The following is a 15,285-nucleotide window of genomic DNA, read 5'->3' as shown; positions in this document are numbered from 1 at the left end:
ATATTACTCACCCGTTCGCCACTCGCCACCAGAGCAAGCTCCGTGCTGCCGTTCGACTTGCATGTGTAAGGCATGCCGCCAGCGTTCAATCTGAGCCAGGATCAAACTCTTCAGTTTAATCTCTGTTACTTTGCCCTTTTACAGGCACCATCATTGCTGATGGGTCGCTCACTCAAAAAACTGACAGACTACTTCCGAAGAAGCATCCTATTTCATTATTTCTTGTGAACATTTGATATTTTAAGTTTTACAGCGATCCGAAGATCGCTGCTGCACTACATCAAATGCCCACACTTATCGACTGTTAATTGTTAAAGAACTGTATTCGATTACTGCTTTCGCGCTATCGACAAAGCGTTGTGTTTGTCAGCTGCGAAGAAGGAAGAGTATGAAGCGTTTGCAGCATTTCGTCAACCTTCTTTTTTACTACCCAGCCCCGGAAGGCCGTCCCTTTTGTGCCGCAAACCAGTGCGTCTCATCGGGGAGGCGAATCATATCAAAGACCGTCGAAGTTTGGCAAGCGCTTTTCCAGGAAAGCGTGCATGCCTTCTTTTTGCGCAGGCGTACCGAAGGCGGCCTGGAACAAACGACGCTCGTAGGCGACGCCATCCGTCAAGGTAGTTTCAAAGGCGCGGTTGACGCAATCCTTGATCATCATGGCAACCGAGGTCGGCATGGCGGCAATGGTCTTGGCGGCAGCCAGGGTTTCTTCCAGCAACTTATCTGCCGGCACCACGCGCGACACGAGGCCGATACGTTCCGCCTCGGCAGCATCGATGGTGCGCGCCGTCAGCAACAGGTCCATGGCCTTGGCCTTGCCGATGGCGCGCGGCAAACGCTGCGTACCGCCCGCGCCTGGCGTGACGCCGACCTTGATTTCCGGCTGGCCGAATTTGGCACTGTCGGCAGCGATCAGGAAATCGCACATCATGGCCAGTTCGCAGCCGCCACCGAGCGCATAGCCAGCCACCGCACCCACCACAGGTTTGCGCACGCGCAAGATATGCTCCCAGTTGCGGCTGATGTAGCCCTGGGTAAAGGTGTCCGGATAGGTGTAATCGGCCATGGCGGCGATGTCAGCGCCGGCGGCAAACGCTTTTTCGCTGCCCGTGAGCACGATGCAGCCGATATTCTCGTCGGCATCGAACTTCAGCAAGGCGTCGCCCAGCTCATTCATCATGTTGTCGTTCAAGGCATTCAATGCCTTCGGGCGATTCAGGCGGATGACCGCCACTTTGTCCTGGATATCGATGATCAAGTCTTCGTATTGCATATAGTCTCCTCTGGATGAACACGGTGGCAACGATTGTAGCGGCTAACGGCAGCGGCGCGGCAGGTGCGCTGCTATTATTGTGAGTCTGATCATTTTTATATCGAGCAAGATATTTTCTCCTCCCTCTTCCAGTACTGCGCCCATTACCTGCGCGGCGACGGCAGCGCCGCCAGCGTCAATTTCCGCCGCCTGTGGTTCAGCAACGGCCTCAATTGCTTCGGCGCCCAGATCACCTCGCTGGCCCTGCCCTTGTGCGCGGTACTGTTATTGCATGCGACGCCGGAACAGATGGGCATGCTGGTCGCCCTGCAGGCGCTGCCGTTCGCCCTCTTCGGCTTGCCCGTCGGCGTGCTGCTGGACCGGCGCAGCAAGCACCCGATCATGCTGTTCAGCGAAAGCATGTCCGGCCTGGCCCTGGCCAGCGTGGCCGTGGCTTACTGGTGCGGCGTGCTGTCCATGCCGTGGTTATATATAGTGGGGTTCATTATCGGCACGGGCTTCGTCGTCGGTGGCGGTGCCGAGCAGGTGTTTCTGACTTTCCTGGTGGGCCGCGACGGCTTGATCGATGCGCAGTCGAAATTTGCCGCCACCGAATCGGCTTCGCGCCTGATCGGTCCCGGCCTGGCCGGCGTGCTGGTGCAAGTCTTGTCAGCGCCCGTCGCCATCCTGTGCACGGCGTGCGGCTATCTGATTTCCGTCTTCAATTTGCGTGCCATGAGCGTGCGCGACCCGCGCCCCGCCCCATCCGACAAACATGCCTTGCGCGACATCGCCGACGGCTTGCTGTTCGTCTGGCGCGAACCGCTGCTGCGCGCGCTGGCCTGGGGCGCCGGCATCTGGCACTTCCTGTTTTACGCCAGCATGGCCTTGACGGTGCTGTTCGCCACGCGCGACCTGGGCATGAGTCCTGGCGTGCTGGGCATGACGCAGATGCTGGGCGGCGCCGGCGTCTTGCTCAGCGCCTTCATCGTCAAGCCATTGACGAAGCGCTACGGCGCCGGCCGCACCATCCTGATCGGCCTGGCATCCACCTCCGTGTGCTTTGCCCTGACGCCAACGATTCCGGCAGCACTGTTCGGCAGCGCTGCCGCCAGCGCCGTGGCGTATGCCATATTGATGTTCTTTTTCGATTGCGGCGTGATGCTGTTCTTTATTCCCTATCTGGGCCTGCGCCAGAAAGTCACGCCCGACCCCATGCTGGGCCGCATGACGTCGACCATGCGCTTCCTGACGGTGGCGACGGCGCCGCTGGGCGCGCTGGCCGCCGGCTGGATCGCGGAACACTTTGGCGTGCGCAATGGACTGGCCTGCATCGCGGCCGGCAGCATCCTGTTGACAGCCGCCATGGTGCGGGGCACGCCGCTGCGTAGCGTGCGCACCTGATGCGATGAACAGGCATACACTGCTAAAAGATTGCCTTGGCGACACTATTCACGCCAAAGCCTGTGAGGTTTGATTTATATCAAGGTTTTAATTGATATAAATCCATAAGCTGTCTTACATCACTTGAGGAGCACGCTATGTTTAACACCATCTTATTTCCCACCGACGGCTCGCCGTTGTCCGACAAAGCCGCCGAGACAGCCCTCGCCTTCGCCCAACTGAACAAAGCCAAGCTGGTCGCCATCAGCGTGGTGCAGCCCTTCCCGTTTTCGCCGATGGCCGACGGCGGCATCGTGCTCGACGCCAGCCTGTATGAACAACAGATGCAGGAAGCCTCGCAACGCGCCATCGACAAGATCGGCGCAGCGGCAAGCGCTGCCGGTGTACCCTTCGAAGGCGTGGTGGCCGTGTCACCGAGCCCGCACGATGAAATCGTCAATGCGGCGCAGACCTACCATTGCGACATCATCCTGATGGCCTCGCATGGCCGCAAGGGCTTGAACAAGCTGTTCGTGGGCAGCGAAACGCAAAAAGTGCTGGCCCACACGCACTTGCCAGTGATGGTTCTGCGCTAAGCTGACGCCAGGCCATCACCCGCCGGCGCCGCGCACCTCCTCTAGCGCGCTGGCGCCTGTTTCGGCAACAACACCCACACGGCGCCGCTCTGCTTCATGCGGCCCGCATTCTCGGCCGCTTCCGCGCCAAAGCCAAAGAAATAATCGACACGGATCGGCCCGCGAATGGCGCCGCCCGTATCCTGCGCCATCACCAGGCGCTGCATGGGGATCTCGCTATTGGCTTGCGTGGTGGACAAGAACACGGGCGCGCCCAGCGGCAGGAAGCGCGAATCGATGGCTACCGAGCGCTGCGGCGTCAGCGGCACGCCCAGCGCGCCCTTCGGCCCCACTTTCGGGTCGGGCAAGCGCTCCTCCTTGAAGAAGACATAGCTGGGATTAGCGTTGAACAATTCATCCTTGCGCGTGGGATGGCCGGCGATCCACGCCTTGATGCCTTGCGCGGATGCCTGACTCAAGGTCAGCTCGCCCTTGTCTACCAGGTAGCGGCCGATCGATTTATACGGATGGCCGTTTTGATCCGCGTACGCCACGCGCACGGTTTCCTGCGTATCGGTCAGCTGTACCCGGCCGCTGCCCTGCACTTGCAGGAAGAATGCCTCGACTTCGTCATCCACCCACAGCAATTCCTTGCCCGTGACGGACGTGGCGCGCTCGATGTCGGCGCGGGTCGCGTACGGTATCACCTTCTTGCCGACCAGCTTGCCACGCAAGCGCATGTTCTTCAATTCCGGATACACGCCGGACAAATCCACCGAAACCAGGTCGTCAGGCACCTTGTACAGCGGTGTCTGATATGGACCGCCGCGCTTGCGCGCGCCGTGCAGCAACGGCTCGTAATAACCGGTCACCAGTCCAGTATTGGCGCCATCGGCGGTGATGACTTGATTGGGCACAAAGAAGGTCTCGAAAAACAGGCGGATGGCCTTGTCGCTGTCCGCATTCACCTGGCGCGCAATCGTGCACGATTCTTTCCAGTCCGGACGCTTGACGAGCACGCCACACGACGCCATGAAGGCGGGCCAGGCGGCGCGCATGTCGTCGCGGGCCCAGCCAGGCAAGGCGGCGAACTTGGCGGGCACGAAGGTGGGGGCTGCCGCATCCGTGGCATCCTTAGCATCCTTGGCGTCGGCAGGCTTGGCCGGCACCGGCCTGACGACGGTCGGAGCGATGGCGGGCGCCTTGCCGCTGGAGGCAGCGGGTGGCGTGGACGGCGTGGTGCAGGCGGAAAGCGCAAGCGCGACGCCACCGGCTGAAACGAGTAGACTACCGCGTGTAAACAGACGGCTGGTAAATGGGCTGCGGGTAAATAACATAGGGATGCGTATGTGGATCTTGATGATAGAGGCGCTGGTGGCGTTCTTCTTGCTGGCATTTATAGTCTGGTGGACCATGTACTCGGGCAAAAAGCCCGCACCGCCGGCACGCAAGCAGCTCAGTGAAGAACAGGACGCCACCGAAAAACTGAAATAAGGGGGCAAGCCCCCGGCGTTTCCTTAATGCAGGGTGCGCGGCACCGACAGCACGAACTCGGGGATCGGCGCTTCGAACTGATGGCCGTCTTCGGCCACGCAAAAGTATTCGCCATGCATCGAGCCTTGCGGCGTGCCCAGCATGGTGCCGCTCGTGTATTCGAACTGCTCGCCCGGCTGCAGCAGCGGCTGGTGGCCGACGGCGCCCAGGCCGCGTACCTCTTCCACCTTGTTGTTCGCATCCGTGATGACCCAGTGGCGCGAAATCAGTTGCGCGCCAGCCGTGCCCGTGTTGACGACGCGGATCGTGTAGCTGAACACGTGCCGCCCCTGGTCGGGTGCCGATTGATCGGGCAGGTATTGCGTCTTGACCGTTACCGTAAATTCATAAGTCGCCATCGTCATTCCTATTCAGACATTGCCAGTCATATTGAGTGTCGCGCGCGCCGCATTGGCCATCGCGCGATGCGTATTCTGTATTTCACCGTACTTCAATGAGGCACGGTAGCGGCGTCAGGCGTAAAATAGCGCAAATCGCATTTTCTATCCTTTGGCTACTTCACCATGACAACATTCCGTATCGCTCCCAGCATCCTGTCCGCCGACTTTGCCCGCCTGGGCGAGGAAGTGCGCAACGTCGTTACCGCCGGCGCCGACATCATCCACTTCGACGTGATGGATAACCATTACGTGCCGAACCTGACCATCGGCCCGCTGGTGTGCGAAGCGATCCGTCCGCACGTGCAAGTACCCATCGATGTGCATCTGATGGTCAAGCCTGTCGATCGCATTATCCCGGATTTCGCCAAGGCTGGCGCGAACATCATCACCTTTCACCCGGAAGCGTCGGATCACGTCGACCGTTCGCTGCAGCTGATCCGCGACAATGGCTGCAAATCGGGCCTGGTATTCAACCCGGGCACGCCGTTGCACTACCTGGAACACGTGATGGACAAGATCGACATCATCCTGATCATGTCCGTCAACCCGGGCTTCGGCGGCCAGTCCTTCATTCCGCAAGCGCTGAAGAAGATCGCCGAAGCGCGCCGCATGATCGACGAGTCGGGCCGTGACATCATGCTGGAAGTCGATGGCGGCATCAAGATCGACAACATCGCCGCTGCCGCTGCCGCCGGCGCCGACACCTTCGTCGCCGGCTCGGCCATCTTCGGCAAGCCGGACTACAAGGCCGTCATCGACGCCATGCGCGCCGAGCTGGCCAAAGTAGCGGGCGCCTGATGCAAGCGGGCACGGTGAAAGACCACGTACTGGCCGGCGTGCGCGCCGCCATCATCGACCTCGATGGCACGATGCTCGACACCGTGCCCGATTTTCATGTTGCCATCAACGGCATGCGCGCCGAACTGGACCTGGCGCCCATCAGCGCCGACGCCATCGAACTGATGGTGGGCAAAGGCTCGGAAAACCTGATCCGCACCGTGCTGGCGCTCGACTTCGATGCGGCCGGCGTGGAACAGCGTTTCGAGCAGGCGATGGACGGCTACCAGCGCCACTACCTGGCCATCAACGGCCAGTTCAGCACCCTGTACCCGGACGTGGAAGAGGGACTGGCGGCGATGAAGGCGGCGGGCTTGCGCCTGGCCTGCGTCACCAACAAGCCCATCGCCTTCGCTCTGCCCCTGCTGAAACTGAAAAACCTGGACCAGTATTTCGAGATCGTCTACGGCGGCGATTCGCTGCCGCAGAAAAAACCGCACCCCATGCCGCTGCTGCAAGTGTGCGCGGACTTCGACTTGCCGCCCTCCAAAGTGGTGGCCATCGGCGACTCCTCGAATGACGCACAAGCGGCCAGGGCTGCGGCTTGCCCCGTACTGACGGTACCGTATGGCTACAATCACGGACACTCTATACACGATACCGATTCCGATGGTATAGTAAAGACACTGCTCGAAGCAGCCCGTTTTATTAGCATGCAAAATTAACCAGCATACTGACCAAACCCAACACCATATCGTGAACACGTTTCTCATCAAAAAACACAATGTCACCCAAACCGGCTCGATTGAGGCCTGGCTTTGGCGACGCTGGCAATCCTGGCAGGCCTAAGGGCCGAGCCGTTACGATTGCTGCCGGCTGCACACGCGTCCTTTGCGCATTTTGCGCATATTGCATGTCCCGGCAAGTTTTTTGATAACCCACCGCAGGGTTTGTGCACTATGCACACTCATACCCTGACGGCATGGAGAGAAACATGACCGAACTCGAATTCAAATCGCTGGCCCAGCAAGGCTACAACCGCATCCCCCTGATCGCGGAAGCGTTCGCCGACCTGGAAACCCCGCTCACCCTGTACCTGAAACTGGCACAGTCCCAACAAGGCGGCAAGAACACCTTCCTGCTCGAATCCGTCGTCGGCGGCGAACGCTTCGGCCGCTACTCCTTCATCGGCTTGCCCGCCACGACCGTGTTGCGCAGCTACGGCAAGCGCACCGAAATCGTCAAGAACGGCACAGTGATCGAAGAACACGAAGGCAATCCGCTCGACTTCATCGAACAGTTCCAGTCGCGCTTCAAGGTAGCCCTGCGCCCCGGCATGCCGCGCTTCTGCGGCGGCCTGGCCGGCTACTTCGGCTACGACACCGTGCGCCACATCGAGAAAAAACTGGCCGGCGGCGCGCCGAAAGATGACTTGAAGCTGCCCGACATCCAGCTGATGGTGACGGAAGAACTGGCCGTCATCGATAACCTGTCCGGCAAGCTCTACCTGATCGTCTACGCCGACACCTCGCAGCCCGAATCGTTTTCGAAAGCGCAGCAGCGCCTGAAGGACTTGCGCATGATGCTGCGCCGCGGTGTCGATGCCCCCGTCACCAGCGCTTCCGTGCGCACGGAAACCATCCGCGATTTTTCCAAGGAAGACTACCTGAAGGCCGTCGCCAAGGCGCATGAATACGTGATGGCGGGCGACCTGATGCAGGTACAGATCGGCCAGCGCATCCGCAAGCCGTATGTCGATTCGCCGCTGACACTGTACCGCGCCTTGCGTTCGCTCAATCCGTCGCCGTATATGTACTTCTATAATTTCGGCGACATGCAGATCATCGGCGCCTCGCCCGAAATCCTGGTGCGCAACGAGAAGACGGCGGACGGCGGCAAGAAAGTCACCTTGCGTCCGATTGCCGGCACCCGTCCACGCGGCGCCACGCCAGAGCGCGACGCCGAACTGTCGGCCGAGCTGCTGGCCGATCCGAAGGAGATCGCCGAGCACGTGATGCTGATCGACCTGGCGCGCAACGACATCGGCCGCATCGCCGAGACGGGCAGCGTGCACGTCACGGACCGCATGGTCATCGAAAAATACTCGCATGTGCAACACATCGTCTCGAACGTGGAAGGCAAGCTGAAAGATGGCCTGTCGAACCTGGACGTGCTGCGCGCAACCTTCCCCGCCGGCACCCTGACGGGCGCGCCGAAAGTGCGCGCCATGGAAGTGATCGACGAACTGGAAATCACCAAGCGCGGCATTTACGGCGGCGCCTGCGGCTACCTGTCGTTTGGCGGCGAAATGGACGTGGCGATCGCCATCCGCACGGGCGTGGTCAAGGACGGCATGCTGTATGTGCAGGCCGCGGCTGGCATCGTGGCCGACTCCATCCCCGAAATGGAATGGCAGGAAACCGAGAACAAGGCGCGCGCCGTACTGCGCGCCGCCGAACAAGTGCAAGATGGCCTGGATGGAGGGTTTTAAGATGCTGCTGATGATCGACAACTACGACTCCTTCACCTACAACATCGTGCAGTATTTCGGCGAGTTGGGCGAAGACGTGCGGGTCTACCGCAACGATGAAATCACAATCGCACAGATCGAGGCGCTGAACCCGGACCGCATCTGCATCTCGCCCGGCCCGAAAGCGCCGGCACAGGCGGGCATTTCGGTGGAAGTGCTCAAGCACTTCGCCGGCAAGAAGCCGATACTGGGCGTGTGCCTGGGCCACCAGGCCATCGGCGAAGCGTTTGGCGGCAAGGTCATCCGTGCCAAGCAAGTCATGCATGGCAAGACTTCCCTCATCGCGCATACGGGCGTGGGCGTTTTCAACGGCTTGCCCAGCCCCTTCACAGTGATCCGCTACCACTCTTTGGCGATCGAACGCGCCTCGCTGCCTTCCTGCCTGGAAGTGACGGCGTGGACGGACGACGGCGAAATCATGGGCGTGCGCCACCGGGAATACGATATCGAGGGCGTGCAGTTCCACCCCGAATCGATCCTCTCGGAGCATGGCCACGCCCTGCTGAAGAACTTTCTCGAGCGCTGATTTTCCGCGCACGCCACGGCGTGCCATCAGTGTCGTCCTGCGCCATCATTGAAGAAGGAAGCATCATGCCGATCACCCCACAAGAAGCCCTGCTGCGCTGCATCGAACACCGCGAAATCTTTCACGACGAAATGCTGTACCTGTTCCGCCAGATCATGTCCGGCGAAATGTCGCCCACCATGATCGCCGCCCTCACCATGGGCTTGCGCGTGAAAAAGGAAACCATCGGCGAAATCGCCGCCGCCGCGCAAGTGATGCGCGAGTTTTCCACCAAGGTACCCATGGCCGACACCACCAACCTGCTCGACATCGTCGGCACGGGCGGCGACGGCGCGCACACCTTCAATATTTCCACCGCCTCGATGTTCGTGGCGGCGGCGGCCGGCGCGCGCGTCGCCAAGCATGGCGGGCGCAGCGTTTCGTCCTCGTCCGGCAGCGCCGACGTGCTGGACTCCCTGGGCGTCAACATCAACCTGCAGCCCGAGCAGATCGCCCAGTCGATCGCGCAAACGGGCATCGGCTTCATGTACGCGCCGAACCACCATGCGGCCATGAAGCATGCGGCGCCCGTGCGCAAGGAGCTGGGCGTGCGCACGATTTTCAACATCCTCGGTCCGCTGACGAATCCGGCCGGCGCGCCGAACATCCTGATGGGCGTGTTCCATGCCGACCTGGTCGGCATCCAGGTGCGCGTGCTGCAGCGCCTGGGCGCGCAGCATGCGATCGTCGTGTATGGCCGCGACAATATGGATGAAGTCTCGCTCGGTGCCTCTACCCTCGTCGGCGAACTGGTCAACGGCGAAATCCGCGAATATGAAATCCATCCCGAAGACTTCGGCATGTCGATGATCGCCAGCCGCAACCTGAAAGTGGCCGATGCCGCCGAATCGAAGGCCAAGATGATGGAAGCGCTGCGCGGCGAGCCCGGTGCCGCTGCCGACATCGTCGCCCTGAACGCGGGCACGGCGCTGTACGCGGCCGGCGTGGCCAGCTCGATCGAAGACGGCCTGGCGCGCGCGCGCGCCGCCGTCAGCTCGGGCGCGGCTCTGGCAAAACTCGATCAATTCGTGCAGGTCACGCAGCAGCTGGGCACCCCGGCGCAAGCGTAAGCCACCGCCCTCCTTTATAGAATAGCGACCATCATGTCCGACATACTCGATAAAATCCTGGCCGTGAAGGCCGATGAAGTGGCCAAGGCCAAAGCCCGCCGCAGCCTGGCCAGCCTGCGCGGCGACGTGGAAAGCGACAGCGCACTGCGCGCCGGCCTGCGCGGCTTTGAAGCGAGCCTGCGCCAGCACATCGCCGCCGGCAAGCCCGGCATCATCGCCGAAGTGAAAAAAGCGTCGCCGTCAAAAGGCGTGATCCGCGCCGACTTCCGTCCGTCTGATATCGCCGCCAGCTATGCCGCGCATGGCGCGGCTTGCCTGTCCGTGCTGACGGACGAACAGTTCTTCCAGGGATCCGTGGAGTATCTGCAGCAGGCGCGCGCCGCCTGCGCCATTCCCGTGCTGCGCAAGGATTTCATGGTCGACATGTACCAGATCTATGAAGCGCGGGCCATGGGCGCCGACTGCATCCTCCTGATCGTCGCGGCGCTCGACCATGGCCTGATGGCGGAAATGGAAGCGTGCGCCCACGAACTGGGCATGGGCGTGCTGATCGAAAGCCATGACGGCGAAGAGCTGACGGCGGCCCTGAAACTCAAGAGCGCGCTGATCGGCATCAACAACCGCAATCTGCGCACCTTCGAAACGTCGCTCGACACGACCATCAATCTCTTGCCGCGCATCCCGCAAGACAGATTGATCATCACGGAATCGGGCATCCACAGCACGGCTGACGTGCAACGCATGCGCGACGCGCACATCCACAGCTTCCTCGTGGGCGAAGCGTTCATGCGTGCGCCAGACCCCGGCGTGGAGCTGGAACGCCTGTTCAGCTAAACCATGGTAGGCTGGCAGGCATGAGACACGCGATAATCGTCCTTGCCGCCGCCAGCCTGCTGTCGGCTTGCCAGACTGCGGCCCCGCCAGCGGCGCGCACGCCCACACCTACGCCCGCTCGCACGCCCGCCGCGATACAGCTCGCCGCCAGCATCGACGCCTACAAATCACTGGTGGCGCAGCAAATCATGGAGGCCAACGCTGCATATACGTTCAGCGGACGCCTGCCGCCCATGCTGCCGGCCATCGTCGTGCTCGACCTGAGCGTGGGGCCCGACGGCGAGCTGAAAAGCGTGCATGTCCACCGTTCGCGCGACAGCGAAGCATCGGCTGCGGCCCTGGCCGCCGTGCGGCGCGTGCAGGCGCTCTTTCCGCCAGCGGCACACCTGATGCGCCGCCATGCCCAGACCTTCGATTTTTCCGAAACCTTTCTGTTCAACGACCAGTACCGATTCCAGCTGCGGACATTGTCCGGTCCACAGTAAGCGCAGCGGTATCGAGTTCGATGCGGTCGCGTCCCCGCTCCTTGGCCAGGTACAGGGCCGCATCGGCGCGCGACAGCAACTGTTCCAGCCCTTCCACCACCGATGCCTGGCAAGCGACACCGATGCTGACCGTACACGAAGGCAGTCCCGCATGACTGGACTCACGCAGCAAGGTGCGGATGCGTTCGGCCACGCCCAGCGCACTTTGCACCGGCATGTCCGGCATCAGCACGACGAATTCCTCGCCGCCGTAACGCGCCACGCAATCCGATTCGCGCAAGGCCCCACCGATGACAGTGGCCACATGCGCCAGCACCTGGTCTCCCACCGCGTGACCGTAGCGGTCATTGATCGATTTGAAGTAATCGAGGTCGATGCTGAGCAGTGTCAGCGGCAAACGGCGGCGCCGCAGATTGCCCATTTCGCGCGCATAGGCGTCGCCAAAGCCGCGCCGGTTCAGCACCTGCGTCAGCGGATCGTGGGTCGAGCGGCGCTCCAGTATCTGCTGCAGGCGACGCGTCGCCACCGTCATGAAGCCCACCGTCAGCAGCAGCGCCATGAAATTGGCGACCGCCAGATAGATGCCGGCCGGCGTGCCGGCCACCGTCAGGTTCACGCTGGCGCCACCATGCAGCAAGGCAGACACGCCGCGCGCCAGCACCACGATCGCCTGCGTCAGCATCAGCGCGCCAAAGAAAAAACTCGAGAAATGGCGCTCGCCATGGCGCCACACCAACTGCGCCTGGCGGGCGTAAAACAGGAAGACCAGCAGGGAGAAGACCGCCACGCGCGCCGAGAAATCAGGGTGCACCAGCAGCCACCAGCTATTGCCGGCGATGGCCAGGGCAAGTATCAGCAGATAGGCTCGGCGGCTGGGCGCCAGGCCAAAGAATGTCTCCGTGCCCAGCATCGACAGACCGATGCCGGCCACCAGCGCCGCATTGGCCGCGATCACGGACAATGCCGGCGGCAGCACTTCGCGGGTGCCGAACAGCAGGGACGCGCACACCAGCAACAGCAAACCGGCCGCCCAATGTCCCAGGCCATGCACCTCGCGCCGGAAACTGCGATACACCGAGAACATGACGATGCTCATCGCCCCGCACATCAGGGTCGTCATCAGCATGATGGTTCGCGGATCGAGGGTTTGCACGTTGGCGCGATCTAAAAGAAGCAGTTCGGCAATTTTAGTTTAGTTAAAGAAAAATTAGTTCATTTACGGTAAATATGATGGCAAGCCGCCAGTTCAGCGGATGAGTTGCATTTGAGAAATTGCTGCTAGAAATAAAAAAACCGGCCAGTGACGGCCGGTTTTCTGTCCTACTGCATGACAAACTGCATCATGCCGCGCTAGGACGCTTCGGTCCCGCGGCTTTCTTTGGCGCCGGCAGCAGGGTCAAGCTGACACCTGGCACGCGGTCGCCCTGCAGCATTACCGCAAACGTCATCAGCTCGTCGCGGCGGAAAGCGTGCACCGCCACCTTGGCGCCCACCGCATAGCGGCCCAGCAAGGTGTCCAGGTTGGTGCCCGTCACGCGCAAGCCGTCGACGGCCACCAGCACGTCGCCCGCAGACAGGCCGGCCATATGGGCAGCGCCACCCTGGTGTACCTGCGCCAGCTTGGCATCGTTGCCGTCGCGGCCCAGGTTGACGTCGAGGCTGGCCTTTTCCGCCTTGCGCGCATCGCTGTATTTCACGCCGAACGGCGCCAGCAGGCGCGCCAACGGCACGTCGTCCGTGCCGCGGATGTAGCGCTCGAAGAACGGCTTCATGCGTGTGCCGGCAATCTCATCGAACAGGGCTTCGACTTCCGCCGGCGTCACGCCGCGCGCTTTGCCCTTGTAGAAGTCGCGGCCATAGCGCTGCCACAAGGCCTGCATCACGTCGTCCAGCGACTTTGCGCCGTTCGTCTTGCTGCGGATCGTCAGATCGAAGGCCAGCGCGATCAGCGAACCCTTGGTGTAATAGCTGACGATGGCATTCGGCGCGTTTTCATCCTGGCGGTAGTACTTGCCCCAGGCGTCGAAGCTGGAATCGGCCACGCTTTGCTTGGTGCGGCCGCTGCCGCGCAAGACGCTGTTGACGGTTTTTCCCAGCAATTTGAAATAGGCTGCCTCGTCGATCAGGCCCGCGCGCACCAGCATCAGGTCATCGTAATAGCTGGTGAATCCTTCGAACAGCCACAGCAGCGGCGAATAGCTTTCCGCCTGCAGGTTGTACGGCGCAAAAGCGGCCGGCTTGATGCGCTTGACGTTCCAAGTGTGGAAGTACTCGTGGCTGCACAGGCCCAGGAATTTCAGGTAGCCGTCGCCGATCTCCGTGCTGGTCGAGGCCGTCGTCGGCAAATCGGCGCGCGCGCAGATCAGCGCCGTCGAGGCGCGGTGTTCGAGGCCGCCGTAACCGTCGCCGACGGCCATGGTCATGAACACATAGCGGTCCATCGGCGCCTTTTTGGTCTTCGGCTCGAAGAAGGCGATCTGTGTTTCGCAGATGGCTTTCAGGTCGCGGCACAGACGGTCCAGGTCCAGGTTCGGCACCTTGCCCGTGACGACGATATCGTGCGGCACGCCATGCGCGGTAAAGGTGGCCAGCGCGAAGTCGCCCATCTCCACCGGGTGGTCGATCAGCTCATCGTAGTTGGCCGCCTGGTAGCTGCCGAAGCCATAGCGCTTCGCTTTCAGTTCCGGCAGGGTGGTGGCCACCTTCCAGGTCTTGCAGGCCGCATCCTTCGGCTGCACGATGTGCACTTCATGCGGCTCGGCCTCCTGGCCCAGCACGCGCAGGAACACACTGGTGCCGTTGAAGAAGCCGTGATTCTGGTCCAGGTGGGCGGCGCGCACGGACAGGTCCCAGGCATACACGTCGTATTCCACCGTCAACGGGCCTTTGCACGGAGCGGCTTGCCACGAGTGCTTGTCCAATTTGGTCAGCACCACGGCCTTGCCTTCGGACTCGGCGCGGATGCTGACGATGTTGCGCGAAAATTCGCGGATCATGTAGCTGCCCGGGATCCAGGCCGGCAAGGACAAGACCTGGCCGATGGCGGCCGGCGACTTGACTGTCAACGTCACCTTGAACATGTGGCCGGCCAGGTCGGCAGCGGCGATGCTGTAGATGATACCGGCGGCTGGTGTGGTTTTCACTGCGGTTTTCGCTACGGCTTTGCTTGTGGCTTTGCCGCTTGCCTTGGCTCCCGCCTTGGCGGTGATTTTTTGAATCGGTGCTTTCTTCATGTTTTCCTCGTGTCTGGCATGGATGTTCTACAATCGCCCGGGTGCGCCAGGCACCGGCGACAAATCGTCAGGTGTATCAATATCGCGCAAGATGCCGCTGTCGTCCACTGTCACTTCGCATACGGCATGGCTGTTGACGATGCTGCGCGCGCCCTGGTCGCCATCGAGCGCCAGCAACAGCGGCAAGTGGAAGGCGCTGAAGGCGACAGGATTGCCGCGCCGGCCCTGGAACACGGGCACGGCGATGTGCGCGCCATCGCCAATGGCTTGCGACAAGGCGGCGATTGTAGCCGCTTCCACCCAGGGCATGTCGCCCAGGGCGATCAGCCAGCCCGGCGCGCCGCGCACGTAATCGATGGCGCAGGTAAGCGAGGCGGCCATGCCCGTGTCGGCATCATGGCAGACGCGCACCTCGCAGCCCAGCGCACCGAGCACGCGCGCCACCTGCGTATCGTCGGCACGCACCACGGCCAGCACGCGCGGCAAGGCCGCCAGCATGGCTTTTGCGGCAGCCGCCACCACCGGCAAGCCCGCATGCGGGCCTTCGGCCAGCGGCTGCAATAATTTGTTCTGTACGCCGGAAGGGTCGAACCTGCGCCCCCTTCCGGCTGCCAGCAAGATGCCGACCGTACTCAAAAAACCACTGC

The 15,285-nt window shown here is 61.7% G+C and carries 16 protein-coding genes; 10 read left to right on the top strand and 6 right to left on the bottom strand.

Annotated elements, in window-relative coordinates; translation table 11 throughout:
• Positions 1-496: 496 nt before the first annotated feature.
• Positions 497-1,273, bottom strand: a complete 777-nt coding sequence (locus LSO07_RS04425) for an enoyl-CoA hydratase (protein ID WP_070282850.1) — start codon at positions 1,271-1,273, stop codon at positions 497-499.
• A gap of 63 nt (positions 1,274-1,336) precedes the next feature.
• Between LSO07_RS04425 and LSO07_RS04420 the strand changes: the two genes are divergently transcribed.
• Positions 1,337-2,656 (top strand): MFS transporter, encoded by a 1,320-nt coding sequence (locus LSO07_RS04420; protein ID WP_225317179.1) that lies wholly within the window; start codon positions 1,337-1,339, stop codon positions 2,654-2,656.
• Positions 2,657-2,793: 137 nt separating this feature from the next.
• On the top strand, positions 2,794-3,231 hold the full coding sequence (locus tag LSO07_RS04415; RefSeq protein ID WP_034785626.1) for a universal stress protein: 438 nt from the start codon (positions 2,794-2,796) through the stop codon (positions 3,229-3,231).
• 41 nt (positions 3,232-3,272) lie between these two features.
• Here LSO07_RS04415 and mltA read toward each other — a convergent pair whose 3' ends face one another.
• Positions 3,273-4,547 carry a murein transglycosylase A gene (gene mltA / locus LSO07_RS04410; RefSeq protein ID WP_225317178.1) on the bottom strand — a complete coding sequence of 425 codons (1,275 nt, stop codon included), beginning with the start codon at positions 4,545-4,547 and terminating at the stop codon, positions 3,273-3,275.
• A gap of 10 nt (positions 4,548-4,557) precedes the next feature.
• On the opposite strand from mltA, the gene LSO07_RS04405 reads away from it, so the two are divergent.
• Complete coding sequence (locus LSO07_RS04405; protein WP_167468630.1) at positions 4,558-4,704, top strand: hypothetical protein; 147 nt, start codon at positions 4,558-4,560, stop codon at positions 4,702-4,704.
• A 23-nt stretch (positions 4,705-4,727) separates the two neighbouring features.
• On the opposite strand, the gene apaG is transcribed toward LSO07_RS04405, so the two are convergent.
• The gene (gene apaG / locus LSO07_RS04400) at positions 4,728-5,102 is read right to left on the bottom strand and encodes a Co2+/Mg2+ efflux protein ApaG (protein ID WP_034785627.1); all 375 of its coding nucleotides are present in this window, start codon (positions 5,100-5,102) and stop codon (positions 4,728-4,730) included.
• 165 nt (positions 5,103-5,267) lie between these two features.
• Here apaG and rpe point away from each other — a divergent pair, with 165 nt between their 5' ends.
• The 7 genes from rpe to LSO07_RS04365 all read left to right on the top strand — a co-directional run bounded on the left by rpe (position 5,268) and on the right by LSO07_RS04365 (position 11,405).
• The gene (gene rpe / locus LSO07_RS04395) at positions 5,268-5,942 is read left to right on the top strand and encodes a ribulose-phosphate 3-epimerase (protein ID WP_086145604.1); all 675 of its coding nucleotides are present in this window, start codon (positions 5,268-5,270) and stop codon (positions 5,940-5,942) included.
• On the top strand, positions 5,942-6,646 hold the full coding sequence (locus tag LSO07_RS04390) for a phosphoglycolate phosphatase (protein WP_070254124.1): 705 nt from the start codon (positions 5,942-5,944) through the stop codon (positions 6,644-6,646). Before rpe ends, LSO07_RS04390 begins: the two co-directional genes overlap by 1 nt.
• A 269-nt stretch (positions 6,647-6,915) precedes the next feature.
• On the top strand, positions 6,916-8,412 hold the full coding sequence (gene trpE / locus LSO07_RS04385; RefSeq protein ID WP_099389966.1) for an anthranilate synthase component I: 1,497 nt from the start codon (positions 6,916-6,918) through the stop codon (positions 8,410-8,412).
• 1 nt (position 8,413) lies between these two features.
• Positions 8,414-8,977 (top strand): aminodeoxychorismate/anthranilate synthase component II, encoded by a 564-nt coding sequence (locus tag LSO07_RS04380; RefSeq protein WP_034785635.1) that lies wholly within the window; start codon positions 8,414-8,416, stop codon positions 8,975-8,977.
• A 65-nt stretch (positions 8,978-9,042) separates the two neighbouring features.
• On the top strand, positions 9,043-10,086 hold the full coding sequence (gene trpD / locus LSO07_RS04375; protein ID WP_099389965.1) for an anthranilate phosphoribosyltransferase: 1,044 nt from the start codon (positions 9,043-9,045) through the stop codon (positions 10,084-10,086).
• Positions 10,087-10,119: 33 nt separating this feature from the next.
• Positions 10,120-10,920, top strand: coding sequence for an indole-3-glycerol phosphate synthase TrpC (trpC, locus tag LSO07_RS04370; protein WP_151092489.1), 801 nt, complete (start codon positions 10,120-10,122; stop codon positions 10,918-10,920).
• A gap of 20 nt (positions 10,921-10,940) precedes the next feature.
• Positions 10,941-11,405, top strand: coding sequence for a hypothetical protein (locus LSO07_RS04365; RefSeq protein ID WP_151092487.1), 465 nt, complete (start codon positions 10,941-10,943; stop codon positions 11,403-11,405).
• On the opposite strand, the gene LSO07_RS04360 is transcribed toward LSO07_RS04365, so the two are convergent.
• The 3 genes from LSO07_RS04360 to LSO07_RS04350 form a co-directional block, all read right to left on the bottom strand.
• Positions 11,356-12,558 (bottom strand): GGDEF domain-containing protein, encoded by a 1,203-nt coding sequence (locus LSO07_RS04360; RefSeq protein ID WP_225317177.1) that lies wholly within the window; start codon positions 12,556-12,558, stop codon positions 11,356-11,358. The two genes, LSO07_RS04365 and LSO07_RS04360, sit on opposite strands and share 50 nt — an antisense overlap.
• A 187-nt stretch (positions 12,559-12,745) precedes the next feature.
• Positions 12,746-14,485 (bottom strand): M61 family metallopeptidase, encoded by a 1,740-nt coding sequence (locus tag LSO07_RS04355; protein WP_231773013.1) that lies wholly within the window; start codon positions 14,483-14,485, stop codon positions 12,746-12,748.
• A 180-nt stretch (positions 14,486-14,665) separates the two neighbouring features.
• Positions 14,666-15,274, bottom strand: a complete 609-nt coding sequence (locus LSO07_RS04350) for a nucleotidyltransferase family protein (protein ID WP_099396065.1) — start codon at positions 15,272-15,274, stop codon at positions 14,666-14,668.
• Between the last annotated feature and the right edge of the window lie 11 nt (positions 15,275-15,285).

Source organism: Janthinobacterium sp. PLB04 (genome assembly GCF_021165895.1).
Lineage (GTDB): Bacteria > Pseudomonadota > Gammaproteobacteria > Burkholderiales > Burkholderiaceae_D > Janthinobacterium > Janthinobacterium lividum.
This window is presented reverse-complemented; position numbering and strand designations above follow the sequence as displayed.